This window comes from Pseudomonas sp. NFACC32-1, from assembly GCF_900101215.1.
GTDB lineage: Bacteria > Pseudomonadota > Gammaproteobacteria > Pseudomonadales > Pseudomonadaceae > Aquipseudomonas.
Map to the genome: position 1 here is coordinate 121,780 of NZ_FMUL01000008.1, position 14,166 is coordinate 135,945.

Below are 14,166 nucleotides of genomic sequence, written 5' to 3' on the forward strand. Positions count from 1 at the left end.
GGCGGCCGCCAATGCCAGCCAGCAGGCATCCCTCGCCACAGGGTTGCGTGTGGATAAAAGATTCATCTTCGATTCTCAAGGACGATTCATATGAGCAGCGCTACAACGGCCATCGGCATGGACTTCACGTTCTCCCAGTACATGGCCCGCCAACGCATCGAAAGCCAGATCAACCTGCCGCGCCTGTTCGCTGCCATCGATGCCGATCCGAATATTGCCGGGGCGGGGGTGGTGTATGTCGATGCCGACTACAACGTGGTGACCCTGCGGGAATTCAAGCCGATCTGCAGCATCGCGCCCAAGCGCGTGATCTTGCGTGAGGCAAAGCGATACATCGCGCCACAGCAGTTCGTCGACCAGGTGAAAAGCAGCCCGCGGGAGTCGAAGCTTGGCCTTGAAGCGACCAATGCCGGCTTGTCTTGCGTCGCCGCCGTGATCGGTTGGGTGGTGGTGTTCAGTGGCAGCGTTGCCGTGCCTTTCACCGCTGGCGCCAGCGCCTGGCTGGTGGCCCTGGGCGCCGCTGCCGCGACCGCGAGTACTGCCCAGTGTGTCATCGGAGGCGCGCGGGTGGCCAACGAACTGACCAATCCTACTGGCAACGATGAGATGAACGACGCCGATTGGTACAACATCGTATCCCCGATCCTGGATGCGGTTTCCCTGGTGGGCGTCGGCGGGTCGGCTCTCACGACGGTTCGCCTGCTCAAGGCCAACAAGGCGGCCAACACCGGAAAAAGCTGGTACCAGCTGCTCAAGGGGCTGAGCCGCCAGGAGCGGTCCAAGTTGACGCGGGAGCTGTTGACGCTCAAGGACCCGAGCCTGACCGCCAAGCTGCTCAAGTTGCAGCAGCGCGCCGGGGCCTTGCCCAAGCGTTATTCTTCGGCCCAAATCCGGCACGCTACCCTGACCCAGATTCAGGACTCCCTGGGTGGCGCCCTGGGCGTGATCGGCAGTTACACCGGCGGCGGTCATGTGAAAACCGTCGCCGTCGGCCTGTATGAGGAGTTCACCGAATGATCGGGGGCGGCTCGCTGAAGGACTTTCTGGCCCGGTATTTCCCGGTGTTCATGGGTACCATCCTGCTGGGCTGCTTTTCCGGATCCAGCCTGCTTGCCTTGGCCGGAGCCACTTACTGGCGTGCCTTGGAGCCTTCGGTCAGGAGCGACTATGTGGGGCTCGGGGCATTGGCGCTGGTGGTCGTGCTGGTGCTGGCCAATCTCATGATCGCGCGCGGGCGGGCCTGGGCCGTCTGGGGCGTGGCAGGTTATTTCCTGGCGTGTCTGGCCGTCGTCTTGCCGATGATCGCCTATCGACCCCATCAGGGAGTCTATCTGTTCGCCGTGCTGTTCCCGTTGCTGGGACTGTTGCTGCTCAACAGCAAGCGCCATCGTGAGATGCGCGGCAAGCTGGTGGACATCCGTCGGCAGCGCGAACTGATCGTCCAGGCAGCCAGGGCTTCTCACAAGCGACGCTGAGGCGAGCGGCCTGTTCGCCTTGTTTATGTGCGTGCCTTTGCACACAAATGCGGGCACCGCGCGGTTTTAGTGCTCTACTGCCCTGTGTGGACGAAGGAAGTGCCCGGCTTGCCTGCATGGCATAAGTCTTGCGCCGCTTTCGATAATGCCCAGGCCCGCAGGAGACCGCCGTGTCGATCCATGTTGCTTTGCATCACGTCACGCACTACCGCTACGACCGCGCCGTGGAGCTCGGTCCGCAGATTGTCCGCCTGCGTCCGGCGCCCCATAGCCGTACGCGCATCCTGTCGTATGCCTTGAAAGTCTCGCCCGACCAGCACTTCATCAACTGGCAGCAGGACCCCCAGGGCAATTACCTGGCGCGGCTGGTGTTTGCGCAGAAAACCCAAGAGCTGCGGATCGAAGTCGATCTGTTGGCGGAAATGGCGGTGTTCAATCCGTTCGACTTCTTTCTCGAGCCTTATGCCGAGCAGATTCCTTTTGCCTACGCGCCCGATGAAAAACACGAGTTGATGCCTTACCTGGAAAAGCTGCCGCTGACCCCCAGGTTCCAGGCCTACCTGGACAGTATCGAACGCACGCCGTTGCCCACGGTGGATTTCCTGGTGGCGCTCAACCAGCGCCTGAGCGAAGACATCAATTACCTGATCCGCATGGAGCCGGGTGTCCAGACGCCGGAGCACACTCTGGAGCAGGCATCCGGTTCCTGTCGCGATTCCGCCTGGCTGCTGGTGCAGCTGTTGCGTCACCTGGGCCTGGCCGCGCGTTTCGTCTCGGGCTATCTGATCCAGTTGACCGCCGATGTGAAAAGCCTCGACGGACCCTCCGGCACGGAGGTGGATTTCACCGATTTGCATGCCTGGTGCGAGGTTTACCTGCCCGGCGCCGGCTGGATCGGCCTGGATGCCACTTCAGGTTTGTTCGCTGGGGAAGGCCATATCCCCTTGGCTTGCAGTCCCGATCCGTCCTCGGCGGCGCCCATCACCGGGCTGGTGGAGCCTTGTGAATGCGAATTCAGCCACGAAATGGTCGTGGAACGGATCTGGGAAGCGCCGCGGGTGACCAAGCCTTACACCGACGAGCAATGGTTGGCGATCCAGGCGCTGGGGCGACAGATCGATACCGACCTGCTGGAGGGCGATGTACGGCTGACCATGGGCGGCGAGCCGACATTCGTGTCCATCGATGATCCGGATGGCGCCGAATGGAATACCGCAGCGCTCGGTCCGGACAAGCGTCGGCTCTCGGCCGAGCTGTTCGAGCGCATGCGCAAGCACTACGCGCCCCAGGGGCTGGTGCACTTCGGCCAGGGCAAGTGGTACCCCGGTGAACCGCTGCCGCGCTGGTCGCTCAATTGCTATTGGCGGCGTGACGGGGTGCCGATCTGGCGCAACGCCGCCCTGTTCGCGGATGAGCAACAGGACTACGGCGCCGATGGCGAGCTGGCCGGGCGCTTCCTGAAGAGCGTTGCCGAACGTCTGAAGATTCCTGCGCGCTTCGTGTTCCCAGCCTACGAAGACAATTTCTACTACCTCTGGCGCGAGGGCACGCTGCCCTCGAACGTCACGCCCCAGGATGCGCGGCTGGAAGATGCCCTGGAGCGGGCCAGGCTGCGCAAGGTCTTCAACCAGGGCCTGGACAAGGTGATCGGCCAGGTCCTGCCATTGGCGCGTACCGCCAAGGGCGATCAATGGCAAAGCGGCCGGTGGTACCTGCGCGACGAACATTGTCGACTGGTGCCGGGGGACTCGCCCTTGGGCTATCGCCTGCCGCTGGCGTCCCAGCCGTGGGTCACGGCGGCGGAGTATCCGTTCATCCATCCCACCGACCCGAACCAGGACCTGCCCGGGCTGCCGGATGCCGAGCGATTGGCCCAGCATGGCGAGCCGGCCATCGACCAGGACCGCGCGCCAGCCATCGACGAGTCCGCCGACTGGCTGACCCGCACGGCGTTGTGTGCCGAGGCGCGGGAAGGGCGGTTGTATGTGTTCATGCCGCCATTGGAGCGGGTCGAGGATTACCTGGAACTGGTGGCCGCCATCGAGGCCACGGCGCAGGAGCTGCATTGCCCGCTGCTGTTGGAGGGTTACGAACCGCCGAGTGATCCGCGCCTGAGCCATTTGCGCATCACGCCCGACCCAGGTGTGATCGAGGTGAACGTACAGCCTTCGGCGAGCTGGGATGAGTTGGTGGAGCGCACCGAGTTTCTCTACGAGCAGGCACGGCTGACGCGGCTGACGACCGAAAAATTCATGATCGATGGCCGCCACACCGGCACGGGCGGCGGTAATCATTTCGTCCTGGGCGGCGCGACTCCGGCTGACTCACCTTTTCTGCGGCGTCCTGACCTGCTGCGCAGTCTGATCAGCTACTGGCATAACCACCCATCGTTGTCCTACCTGTTTTCCGGATTGTTCATCGGTCCGACGTCCCAGGCGCCGCGGGTGGACGAAGCGCGTAACGACGCATTGTATGAACTGGAAATCGCGTTTGCCCAGATGCCCGCGCCTGGCGAGGAGTGCCCGCCATGGTTGGTCGACCGGCTGTTGCGCAACCTGTTGATCGACGTGACCGGCAACACCCACCGCGCCGAATTCTGCATCGACAAGCTTTATTCGCCGGACGGTGCCACCGGCCGGCTCGGTCTGTTGGAGTTGCGTGCGTTCGAAATGCCGCCTCATGCCCGCATGAGCCTGGCCCAGCAACTGCTGTTGCGGGCGCTGGTGGCGCGGTTCTGGCGCGAGCCCTATGCGCCGGCGAAACTGGCGCGCTGGGGCACCGAGCTGCACGATCGCTTCCTGCTGCCGCACTTTATCGAACAGGATTTCGCCGACGTGATTGTCGAGCTGAACGCCGCCGGTTATCCGTTGCGGGCCGAGTGGTTCGCCGCCCATCTGGAGTTCCGTTTTCCCAAGGTGGGCGACTATGCGGTGGGTGGCATCGAGTTGCAATTGCGCCAGGCCCTGGAGCCCTGGCATGTGCTGGGGGAAGAAGGTTCGGTGGGTGGGACCGTACGCTACGTGGATTCCTCCCTGGAGCGCCTGCAGGTCAAGCTCACTGGCATGGCGCCGCAACGTTATGTGTTGACCTGCAATGGCGTACCGGTACCGCTGCAACCCACCGGCCGGGTCGGAGAGTTCGTCGCCGGGGTGCGTTTCCGGGCCTGGCAGCCGGCCAGTTGCCTGCAACCCACCATCCCGGTCCATGCGCCACTGGTCTTCGACTTGCTCGACACCTGGGGCCAGCGCTCCGTGGGCGGTTGCCAGTACCATGTGGCTCATCCGGGCGGACGCAACTACGACAGCCTGCCGGTGAACGCCAACGAGGCCGAGAGTCGGCGAATGGCGCGTTTCTTCCGTCTCGGACACACACCGGGGAAACTTGCGACACCCAGCCTGACCGTGGATGACGAGTTTCCTTTCACCCTCGATCTGCGACGTGTCCAGGGGGCGACAAGCCTGTAATCTGGACCTGTGACGAGGGGAGGAGCCTTGCTCGCCATATCTGGTTTCAGTCCGGACAGATTGTCTCTATCCGGGCATCATGCGCTTGCGCTAGGCTCTGTCTGAGAAGCCTTGAGACTCGTTCATGCTGCGTTGAAAACCTGCTCGGAATGCTCATTTACTCCAGTAAACTCCGCTTCCTCGCCGGTTTTCGCCTTGCCTGACCTTCGTCTCGAGGCTTTTCAAACAGAGCCTGGTCTCACCTTTCATTGCCGTCCTGCCGAGCTTTCCATGCCTGACCTGCTTGACCGTTACCCGCTGACGCCGGGCACCTATCATGAATTGCTGGACGATAGTGGCGCGGTACGCCCGCATTGGCGGCGTCTGTTCGATCAGTTGCAGCGCAGCACGCCGGCCCAGTTGGTCCAGCGTCAGGCCTTGCTGGCGCGACAGATCCAGGAGAACGGCGTCACCTATAACGTCTATGCGGATCCGAAGGGGGCCGACCGGCCGTGGGAGCTGGACCTGCTGCCCCACGTGCTCGACGCCGGGGAATGGAAGCAGCTGTCGGCGGGTATCGCCCAGCGTGCGCGATTGCTCAATGCGGTGCTGGCCGACCTGTACGGGCCGCAGCGGCTGATCAGTGAAGGGCTGTTGCCGGCGGAGCTGGTATTCGGACACAACAACTTTCTCTGGCCCTGCCAGGGCATCACGCCGCCGGATGGCAACTTCCTGCATCTGTATGCCGTGGACCTGGCCCGCGCGCCCGACGGTCGCTGGTGGGTCACGGCGGATCGGACACAGGCGCCCTCCGGGGCCGGTTATGCGTTGGAAAACCGCATGATCGTGTCCCGCGCCTTTCCCGACCTGTATCGCGACCTCAAGGTCCAGCATCTGTCCGGCTTCTTCCGCACCTTGCAGGAAACCCTCGCGCGCCAGGCCCCCAGCGATGGCGAGCCGCCCCTGGTGGTGCTGTTGACGCCGGGGCGGTTCAATGAGAGCTACTTCGAACATCTTTACCTGGCACGCCAGTTGGGCTATCCGCTGGTGGAAGGCGGCGACCTGACCGTGCGGGACGCCACGGTCTTCCTCAAGACGCTTAGCGGGTTGCGCCGGGTCCACGCCATCATGCGCCGGCTCGACGACGACTTCTGCGACCCCCTGGAGCTGCGCACCGACTCGGCCCTGGGCGTGCCGGGCTTGCTGGAGGCGGTGCGCCAGGGCCGGGTGCTGGTGGCCAATGCCCTGGGCAGCGGCGTACTGGAGTCTCCGGGGCTGCTGGGATTCCTGCCGAAGATCTGCGAGTTCCTGTTCGGCGAGACGCTCATATTGCCGTCCATCGCCACCTGGTGGTGCGGCGAGCCGCCAGTGCTGGCCCAGGCCCTGGAGAAACTGCCTCAGTTGCTGATCAGGCCGGCCTTTCCTTCCCAGAGTTTCAGCCCGGTGTTCGGCCGCGACCTGGACGACGAGCAGCGCGACCTGTTGGCGGCGCGTATCCGGGCGCGACCCTATGCGTATGTCGCCCAGGAGCTGGCGCACCTGTCCCAGGCGCCGGTATGGCAGGCCGAGGACGGTCAACTGCAGCCGCGGGCCATCGGCATGCGGGTGTACGCGGTATCCGGCGCAGACGGTTATCGGGTGTTGCCGGGCGGCCTGACACGCGTGGCGGCCGATGCCCACGCCGAAGTGGTGTCGATGCAGCGGGGCGGCGCCAGCAAGGACACCTGGGTGCTGGGAGAACAGGCCCCGGGTAGCGAGCAGTGGAAGGCCCAGCGAACCGTGGGCGTACACGATCTGGTCCGGCGCGATCCCTACCTGCCGTCCCGGGTCGTGGAAAACCTGTTCTGGTTCGGTCGCTATTGCGAGCGCTGCGATGACAGCGCGCGACTGCTGCGGATCATGCTGGCACGTTATGTCGACGGCGATGATCCACAGGCGCTGCAATCGGCCGTGGCCCTGGGGGAAAGCCTCATGCTGCTGCCCGAGGAGGGCGAGTTGCCCGAGCGTCTGCTGACGGCGCTGCTGGGGGACGACTGGTCGTTCAGCCTGCGTTCCAACCTGCAACGCCTGCAGTGGGCCGCCTCGCAGGTGCGCGGCAAGCTGTCCCGGGAGAACTGGCAAGCCTTGGTGGAACTGCAGCGAGAAGCCATGGAGCTGGAGACCGGGGAGCCGGATTTCGGTGAGCTGATGGATTTTCTCAACCGCCTGGTGATGTCCCTGGCGGCATTGTCCGGTTTCGCCCTGGACGACATGACCCGCGACGAGGGCTGGCGCTTCCTGATGATCGGCCGGCGCCTGGAGCGCCTGCAATTCCTCAGCAGCAGCCTGGCTGCGTTCCTGCGTGGCGAAGCGGTATTCGACCAGGCCGGGCTGGAGTGGCTACTGGAGCTGGGCAACAGCAGCATCACATATCGCTCGCGTTATCTGGCGGTGGCCCAGTTGATTCCGGTGCTCGACCTGTTGCTGCTGGATGAACAGAACCCCCACGCGGTGCTCTTCCAGCTGAAACTGGTGGCCCGCACCCTCAAGCGCCTTAACGATGACTTCGGCGCTCCCAGGGACACCGCGTTGCCGGGGCTGGTGATGCGCCTGTCACGTTTTGACCTGCGCTGTCTCGAAGATCCGTTGTTCGGCGAGGCCAGCCTGCGTGCGGCACTGGATGGGCTGGCCGATCTGTTGCAGGAGGTGGCGGACGCCAGTGGCCAGGTTTCGGACCGCCTGGCCTTGCGTCATTTCGCCCACGTCGATGATATCAGCCAGCGCACGGTGTCCGTCTGATGAACGCTCGTTACCAGATTCTCCATGACACCCATTACCACTACGACAGCCCGGTATCCCTGGCCCAGCAACTGGCCCATCTGTGGCCGCGTTCCTGTGACTGGCAGGTGTGTACCGAGCGGCAGTTGTCCATCAGCCCGGAGCCGACGACCCGGCGTGACGAGCAGGATGTCTTCGGCAACCCGCTGACCCGCCTGGCGTTCGAACGGCCCCACGACGAACTGTTGGTCAACGCCCGGCTGAGCGTCGAGGTGCTGGCCCGCCCCGAGCCGGACTTCCAGCGGTCTCCTGCCTGGGAATCGACCTGTAGCGCCTTGACCTACAGCAGTCGGCCGCTGGCTTCGCCGTTGCTGGATGCCTGCCGCTATCGTTTCGAGTCGCCCTATGTGCATCTCAAGCGCAGCTTCGTGGCGTTTTCCGAAAGCTGCTTCCCGCCGGGACGCCCGTTGATGCTCTGTATCCGGGCGCTGATGGAAAAGATTTTCCAGGAGTTCACCTTCGATGCCGAGGCCACCCAGGTCGCCACGCCATTGGTGGAGGTGCTGGAGCGACGACGGGGCGTTTGCCAGGACTTCGCCCACCTGATGCTGGCCTGCGTACGCTCCCGTGGACTGGCGGCACGGTACGTCAGCGGCTACCTGCTGACCCAGCCACCCCCTGGCCAGCCCCGGCTGATCGGTGCCGATGCATCCCATGCCTGGGTCTCGGTGTTCTGCCCGGTACTGGGCTGGGTGGATTTCGACCCGACCAACAACGTGTTGCCTGCCCTGGAGCACATCACCCTGGCCTGGGGCCGGGATTTCTCCGACGTGTCACCGCTGCGCGGGGTGATCCTGGGAGGTGGCAATCATGATCCCGAGGTGCGGGTGACAGTGATGCCGCTGGAGTCATGAAATCCTTGTGGGAGCGAGCTTGCTCCCACAGGTTGTGTTCAATCGGATGACGAGGTTTACCCATGTTCCCGGTATCCATCAAAGGCGTACTGCAATCCCCCGAAGGCCTGGTCGTGCTGATGCTCAACGAACGGGACGAGTGGGAGCTGCCGGGTGGACGCATCGAGCTGGGTGAGACGGCGCCTCAATGCCTGGCGCGGGAGATTGCCGAGGAGCTGGCCGTCGAGGTGAGCGTGGGAGAACCGCTGGATTCGTATCTGTTCGAGGTCATCCCCGGCAAGCACGTCTTCATCGCCACTTACCGCTGCCAGTTGCAGGGGGGCTTCGTGCCGGCGATCAGTCATGAGCACAAGGAAATCGGCCTGTTCGAGCCGCAACGGTTGCCAGCGAATCTGCCGACGGGTTATCGCCAGTCGATCATCAAGGCCCTGGCGTCGTGAGGGCCGGCAGTGGGGCTGCCAGCCCGGGACACGGAATCGAGGGGCCGGATCGGATCATCGGGCCCGGGGGGTATCAGGCGTCGGGCACCTGATCTTTCGGTGTATCGGCATCCTGTTGTGCCGTCACGTCGCCTTCGGTATCCGGGGTCAGTGCCGCTTCTTCGGCTGTAGCTTTCTTGCGCTGGAGCTTTTCCTCTTTCTTCTGCTCCTTGGCCAGGTCTCTCTGACGTTTGGCGAAGGAATAATTGGGTTTGGCCATGGGCAATCCTCTGGGGTCGAAGGTGAGGTTGAGCGGCACATATTCTGCCCTGTATCGGGACCGAGCCGTTAGCTGGCTTTTTGCTGTTCCCATTTTGGCTGCACCGAGGGCCGCCATTGCGCCAGTGCATCGAGCAGGTTGTGTGGCGACTCGCTGACTTGCAGCATGTCGCGATGAGGGGGGCGGACGAAGCCTTCCTCGACGATATGATCGAGAAAGCCGGTGAGCTTGCTGTAGAAACCATTCACTTCCAGCAGCCCCAGCGGTTTGCCGTGGTAGCCGAGTTGGCCCCAGGTCCACACTTCGAACAGTTCTTCCAGCGTGCCCAGGCCACCGGGCAGCGCGATGAAGGCATCGCTGAGTTCGGCCATGCGGGCCTTGCGCGCATGCATGCCATCGACCACTTCCAGGCGGGTCAGGCCACTGTGGCCGATTTCCTTGTCCTTGAGGCTTTGCGGGATGATCCCGATGACTTCACCACCCGCCGCCAGGGCCGCATCGGCGACGATGCCCATCAGGCCGACGGCGCCGCCACCATAGACCAGCGTCAGCTTTCGTTCCGCCAAGGCTCGGCCCAGGGCCTGTGCCGCTTCGCGATAGGCCGGGTTGGCACCGGTGCTGGCACCGCAGAAAATACAAACAGAAGCTAAGGACATGCTTTACTCCAGAATCGATAACCGCTCCAGAGTAAAGCCTGGGCTTAAGATTGCGAAGGCTTAGATCTCGCGCCGGGGTTTTTCGTAGGTACCACTGGCGCCACAGGCGTACGCGGCGAGCAGGCTGCATATCAGGCTGTTGAAATTCATGGTGGTCGCTCCTCGAAGGTGATGAGGCCGATCATAGAGCGGTGCAGTACGTATGGCCGGTTGATTGTATCCATCAGGCTGATAGCCTTAAGTTGTATACAATTTTTGACTCAGGTCATAGGAACTTGTCTGAAATTCAGGCAGTCTTCCCCGACGAGGGAATTTTTCTTAACCATGCCTTGGAGATTCACGATGTTTGCCAAACTTGTAGCAGTATCCCTGTTGACACTGGCTAGCAGCCAACTGATGGCAGCGGAGTGCAAGACCACCGTCGACTCGACCGACCAGATGTCCTTCAGCACCAAGGCCATCGAGATCGACAAGAGCTGCAAGACGTTCACCGTCGAATTGAAGCACACCGGTAAATTGCCGAAAAACGTCATGGGCCATAACTGGGTGCTGAGCAAAGATACCGACATGCAGCCGATTGCCACTGACGGCCTGAGCGCGGGTGTCGACAAGAACTACCTCAAGGATGGCGACGCTCGCATCATCGCCCACACCAAGCTCATTGGCGGTGGCGAGACCGATTCGGTCACCTTCGATGTCTCGAAACTCAAGGCGGACGAAAAATACGGCTTCTTCTGCTCGTTCCCGGGCCACATCTCGATGATGAAAGGCACCGTTACCCTGAAGTAATACCTTCAGGCACAAAAAAGCGCCCATGCAGGGCGCTTTTTTTATGCCTGGCAATCGGGGAGCGAGCCTGCTCGCGATGACGCCAGATCAGGCTCCCGGCTGTCACGGGGCGTAGGGCAATACCCGCTTGTGCTCGGTCTTGCGATAGGTCTCGCAGATGATCCTGGCCGCTTCTTCCCGTATCGTCTTGCCATGCAGGAAGTCGTCGATCTCGCCATAGGTCACGCCATGGGCCGCTTCGTCGGGCTTGCCCGGGGAGAGGTCTTCCAGGTCGGCCGTGGGGACCTTTTCCACCAGCGATTCCGGCGCGCCGAAGTCACGGGCAATCGCCCGGACCTGATTCTTCACCAGGCCGCTCAGCGGCGCCAGGTCGCAGGCACCGTCACCGAACTTGGTAAAGAACCCCATGACCGCTTCGGCCGCATGGTCGGTACCGATCACCAGGCCTTGCTCGGCGCCGGCGATGGTGTATTGCGCCACCATGCGCATCCGCGCCTTGGTATTGCCCAGCACGAAGTCCCGCGAGCCGGGCCCCTTGCCTTCGAACGCCAGGATTTCCTTGGCCAGGGCCTTGACCGCCGGGCCGATGTTGACGGTGTGGCGCTCGTCAGGCTCGATGAAGTCGACGCAGGCCTGCGCTTCATGCTCATCGAACTGGGTTTCGTACGGCAGGCGCACGGCAATGAACTTGTAGGCCGCGTTACCGGTTTTTTCCCGCAGTTCGCGCACGGCACGCTGGGCCAGCAAGCCGGCGGTCAACGAGTCGACCCCGCCGCTGATGCCCAGTACGAGGCTCTTGAGCCCGGAATTGACCAGGCAGTCCTGGATGAAGCTCACTCGCCGGGCGATCTCTGCCTTGAGGGCGGCGTCATCGGCGAACGGTGGCTGGACCTTGAGCTGTTCAGCAATCTCACGCTGTACGGCTTGCATGAATTCACTCCTTGCTTGATGTGTCAGAAAGGGCGGCAGGTACTTGGAAAACGTGTCGCATGTAGGCGACGAAATTCGGATCCTTGCAGTGGGTCTTGCCGGGCTCGTCTGAAATCTTGGCCACGGGTTGCCCGTCACAGCTGATCATTTTAAGCACGATGCTCATGGGCTCCACGCCTGGAATGTCACAGGTCAGGTTGGTGCCAATTCCGAAGCTCACATTGATGCGACCACGCAATGCGCGAAAAATCTCCAGGCACTTGGGCAATGTCAGGCTATCGGAGAACACCAGCGTCTTGCTCATGGGGTCGATACCGAGCTTGTGGTAATGGGCGATGGCTTTCTCGGCCCACAGTACCGGGTCGCCCGAGTCATGGCGCAGGCCATCGAACAGCTTGGCGAAGAACAGATCGAAGTCGTTCAGGAACGCGTCCATGGTGATGCAGTCCGTCAGCGCGATTCCCAGCAGGCCCCGGTATTCGCGGACCCAGCAATCGAGGGCGGCGATCTGGCTGTCGATCAGTCGCGGGCCGAGTTGCTGGTGGGCCATGATCCACTCGTGGGCCATGGTGCCCAGGGGTTTCATGTCCAGCTCCCGGGACAGGTGCACGTTGCTGGTGCCGACGAAGCGCCCGGGGAAATCATGCTTGAGCACGTTCACCACTTCTTCCTGGGTGCGGTAGGAAAACCGTCGACGGGTGCCGAAGTCGGCCACTTGCAGTTCGCACAGTTCGTCCGCGCTGGCGTTGGCGGCCAGCCAGTCGAACTTGCGATACAACTGCTCCCGGGCCTGTTCCAGGATGATTTCGCGGTAGCGATAGCGGTTGCGCACTTCGCTGACGATGGCCAGCAGCGGTACTTCGAACAGGATCACGTGCAGCCACGGCCCACGCAGGCGGATGAACAGCTCGCCATTTTCGATGCCGGTGTGCACGTAGCGCAGATTGAAGCGGAACAGCCCGAGGAAACGCAGGAAGTCCGGCTTGAGGAAGCTGATGCGCTCCAGGAAACTCAACTGGTCGGCGCTCAGGCTCAACTCGGCCAGCCGTTCGATCTGGAAGCGGATCTCCGCCAGATACGGGCGCAGGTCTTCACTGTTGCGGCAACGGAACTCCCATTCGACTTCAACGTTGGGGTAGTTGTGCAGTACCGCCTGCATCATCGTCAGTTTGTAGAAGTCGGTGTCGAGCAGGTTCTGCACGATGCGATCGGCAAATACGCTCTCGCTCATAGGGTTCTCCAGACAGGTCACTGCGGCGGGCAGCGGTTTGGGATGAGTGGGTTAGTGGCGCATAACCTGGGTGGGTATTGCCAGAGATTTTTGGTCACCGATTTTTCTGTGGCAAAGGCCTCTCTACTGTGGCGGGGGAATTTATCCCCGCTGGGCGCCTGGCGCCCCATCAATTATTGGGCCTGCTGCGCAGTCCGGCGGGAATAAGTCCCCTTGCCACGGGGGCAAGCCAATGGCTATTGCGGCGTACCCGGATTGCCGAGCTGCTCCAGCATCCATTCCACGAAATACTTCACCTTGGGCACTTCCGCCGAGTGTTCGGGGTAGGCCAGGTAGTAGGCGCTGGTGCTGGGCATGGCATGTTCCCAGGGGATGACCAGCTTGCCGTCGGCCAGTTCTTCTTCCACCAGGAAACGCGGCAGCAGGGCTACGCCGCAACCAACCTGGGCCGCGCGGATGCACATATAGAAGGTTTCGAAGCGCGGGCCGTGGTAGCTGTGTTCGGTGTGGTAGCCCTGGCTGTCGAACCAGTCATGCCAGGCCTGGGGTCGCGAGGCATTCTGCAGCAAGACCAGGTCCGCCAGTTGTGTCGGGTCGGTGAAGGGTTTCTCCGGAAGGCTGGACGGTGCGCAGACCGGCACCAGCTCCTCGTCGAACAGCCGCAGGGATTCGGTACCGGGCCGCGAGCCCTGGCCGAAATAGAATGCCAGGTCGCTGCGTCCCTGCAGCAGGTCATCGGCCTCCTGTTCGCTGCAGACGTCCAGATGAATCTTCGGATGCCGCAGGCGCCAGCCCTTGAGCCGTGGGACCAGCCAGCGGGCGCCGAAGGTCGGAGGGGCCGAGACCCTGAGCACCTCGGTATCGCCGCCATAGGAGCGCAGGTAATGGGTGGACATCTCCACCTGGGAAAGGATCTTGCGTACCTCCCCCAGGTACAGGTCGCCCGCCGGCGTCAGTTGCAGGCGGCGGCGCACGCGGCGAAACAGCAGGTGCTGCAGCAACTCCTCGAGTTGCGCGACCTGTTTGCTGACGGCGCTCTGGGTCAGGTGGAGTTCTTCGGCGGCCCGGGTGAAACTCAGGTGGCGAGTCACTGCTTCGAAGCACTGCAGCGCCGTGATCGACGGCAAATAGCGTTTGTTGAGCATGATGAGGCCTTGTTTCCTGTCGCTCGGTATGTCCCGTGACGGGCAGCATGAATAAACGGAATGATATCTCGCTTAAAGGTCGTTTGTTGGCAAGTCTCGGGCCAGCTACAACTACAGGTCTGTTCAG

General features: G+C 62.6%; 12 protein-coding genes. 7 read left to right on the forward strand and 5 right to left on the reverse strand.

Annotated features, from left to right (window positions below):
* The first annotated feature begins 90 nt into the window (after positions 1-90).
* The 6 genes from BLP99_RS14630 to BLP99_RS14655 all read left to right on the forward strand — a co-directional run bounded on the left by BLP99_RS14630 (position 91) and on the right by BLP99_RS14655 (position 9,029).
* The gene (locus tag BLP99_RS14630; RefSeq protein WP_072397900.1) at positions 91-1,017 is read left to right on the forward strand and encodes an Ssp4 family T6SS effector; all 927 of its coding nucleotides are present in this window, start codon (positions 91-93) and stop codon (positions 1,015-1,017) included.
* Complete coding sequence (locus BLP99_RS14635; protein WP_072397899.1) at positions 1,014-1,475, forward strand: hypothetical protein; 462 nt, start codon at positions 1,014-1,016, stop codon at positions 1,473-1,475. The genes BLP99_RS14630 and BLP99_RS14635 overlap by 4 nt, the downstream gene beginning before the upstream one ends.
* A gap of 170 nt (positions 1,476-1,645) precedes the next feature.
* Positions 1,646-4,939 (forward strand): transglutaminase family protein, encoded by a 3,294-nt coding sequence (locus tag BLP99_RS14640; RefSeq protein WP_072397898.1) that lies wholly within the window; start codon positions 1,646-1,648, stop codon positions 4,937-4,939.
* A 270-nt stretch (positions 4,940-5,209) separates the two neighbouring features.
* Complete coding sequence (locus BLP99_RS14645; protein WP_072397897.1) at positions 5,210-7,696, forward strand: circularly permuted type 2 ATP-grasp protein; 2,487 nt, start codon at positions 5,210-5,212, stop codon at positions 7,694-7,696.
* Positions 7,696-8,589: a transglutaminase family protein gene (locus tag BLP99_RS14650; RefSeq protein ID WP_072397896.1), complete on the forward strand. Its 894-nt coding sequence runs from the start codon at positions 7,696-7,698 to the stop codon at positions 8,587-8,589. Before BLP99_RS14645 ends, BLP99_RS14650 begins: the two co-directional genes overlap by 1 nt.
* A gap of 62 nt (positions 8,590-8,651) precedes the next feature.
* Positions 8,652-9,029 carry an NUDIX hydrolase gene (locus BLP99_RS14655; protein WP_072397895.1) on the forward strand — a complete coding sequence of 126 codons (378 nt, stop codon included), beginning with the start codon at positions 8,652-8,654 and terminating at the stop codon, positions 9,027-9,029.
* A 73-nt stretch (positions 9,030-9,102) separates the two neighbouring features.
* On the opposite strand, the gene BLP99_RS14660 is transcribed toward BLP99_RS14655, so the two are convergent.
* Complete coding sequence (locus BLP99_RS14660) at positions 9,103-9,288, reverse strand: hypothetical protein (RefSeq protein WP_072397894.1); 186 nt, start codon at positions 9,286-9,288, stop codon at positions 9,103-9,105.
* Positions 9,289-9,356: 68 nt separating this feature from the next.
* On the reverse strand, positions 9,357-9,944 hold the full coding sequence (locus BLP99_RS14665; protein ID WP_072397893.1) for an LOG family protein: 588 nt from the start codon (positions 9,942-9,944) through the stop codon (positions 9,357-9,359).
* Positions 9,945-10,286: 342 nt separating this feature from the next.
* On the opposite strand from BLP99_RS14665, the gene azu reads away from it, so the two are divergent.
* A complete protein-coding gene (gene azu, locus BLP99_RS14670; RefSeq protein ID WP_072397892.1) occupies positions 10,287-10,733 on the forward strand; it encodes an azurin in 447 nt (148 codons plus the stop codon).
* A gap of 102 nt (positions 10,734-10,835) precedes the next feature.
* Here the strand turns inward: azu and nadE are convergent, their stop codons facing one another.
* The 3 genes from nadE to BLP99_RS14685 form a co-directional block, all read right to left on the reverse strand.
* On the reverse strand, positions 10,836-11,663 hold the full coding sequence (gene nadE, locus BLP99_RS14675; protein WP_072397891.1) for an ammonia-dependent NAD(+) synthetase: 828 nt from the start codon (positions 11,661-11,663) through the stop codon (positions 10,836-10,838).
* A gap of 4 nt (positions 11,664-11,667) precedes the next feature.
* Complete coding sequence (gene pncB / locus BLP99_RS14680) at positions 11,668-12,894, reverse strand: nicotinate phosphoribosyltransferase (RefSeq protein WP_072431700.1); 1,227 nt, start codon at positions 12,892-12,894, stop codon at positions 11,668-11,670.
* 236 nt (positions 12,895-13,130) lie between these two features.
* A complete protein-coding gene (locus BLP99_RS14685; RefSeq protein WP_072397889.1) occupies positions 13,131-14,039 on the reverse strand; it encodes a LysR family transcriptional regulator in 909 nt (302 codons plus the stop codon).
* Between the last annotated feature and the right edge of the window lie 127 nt (positions 14,040-14,166).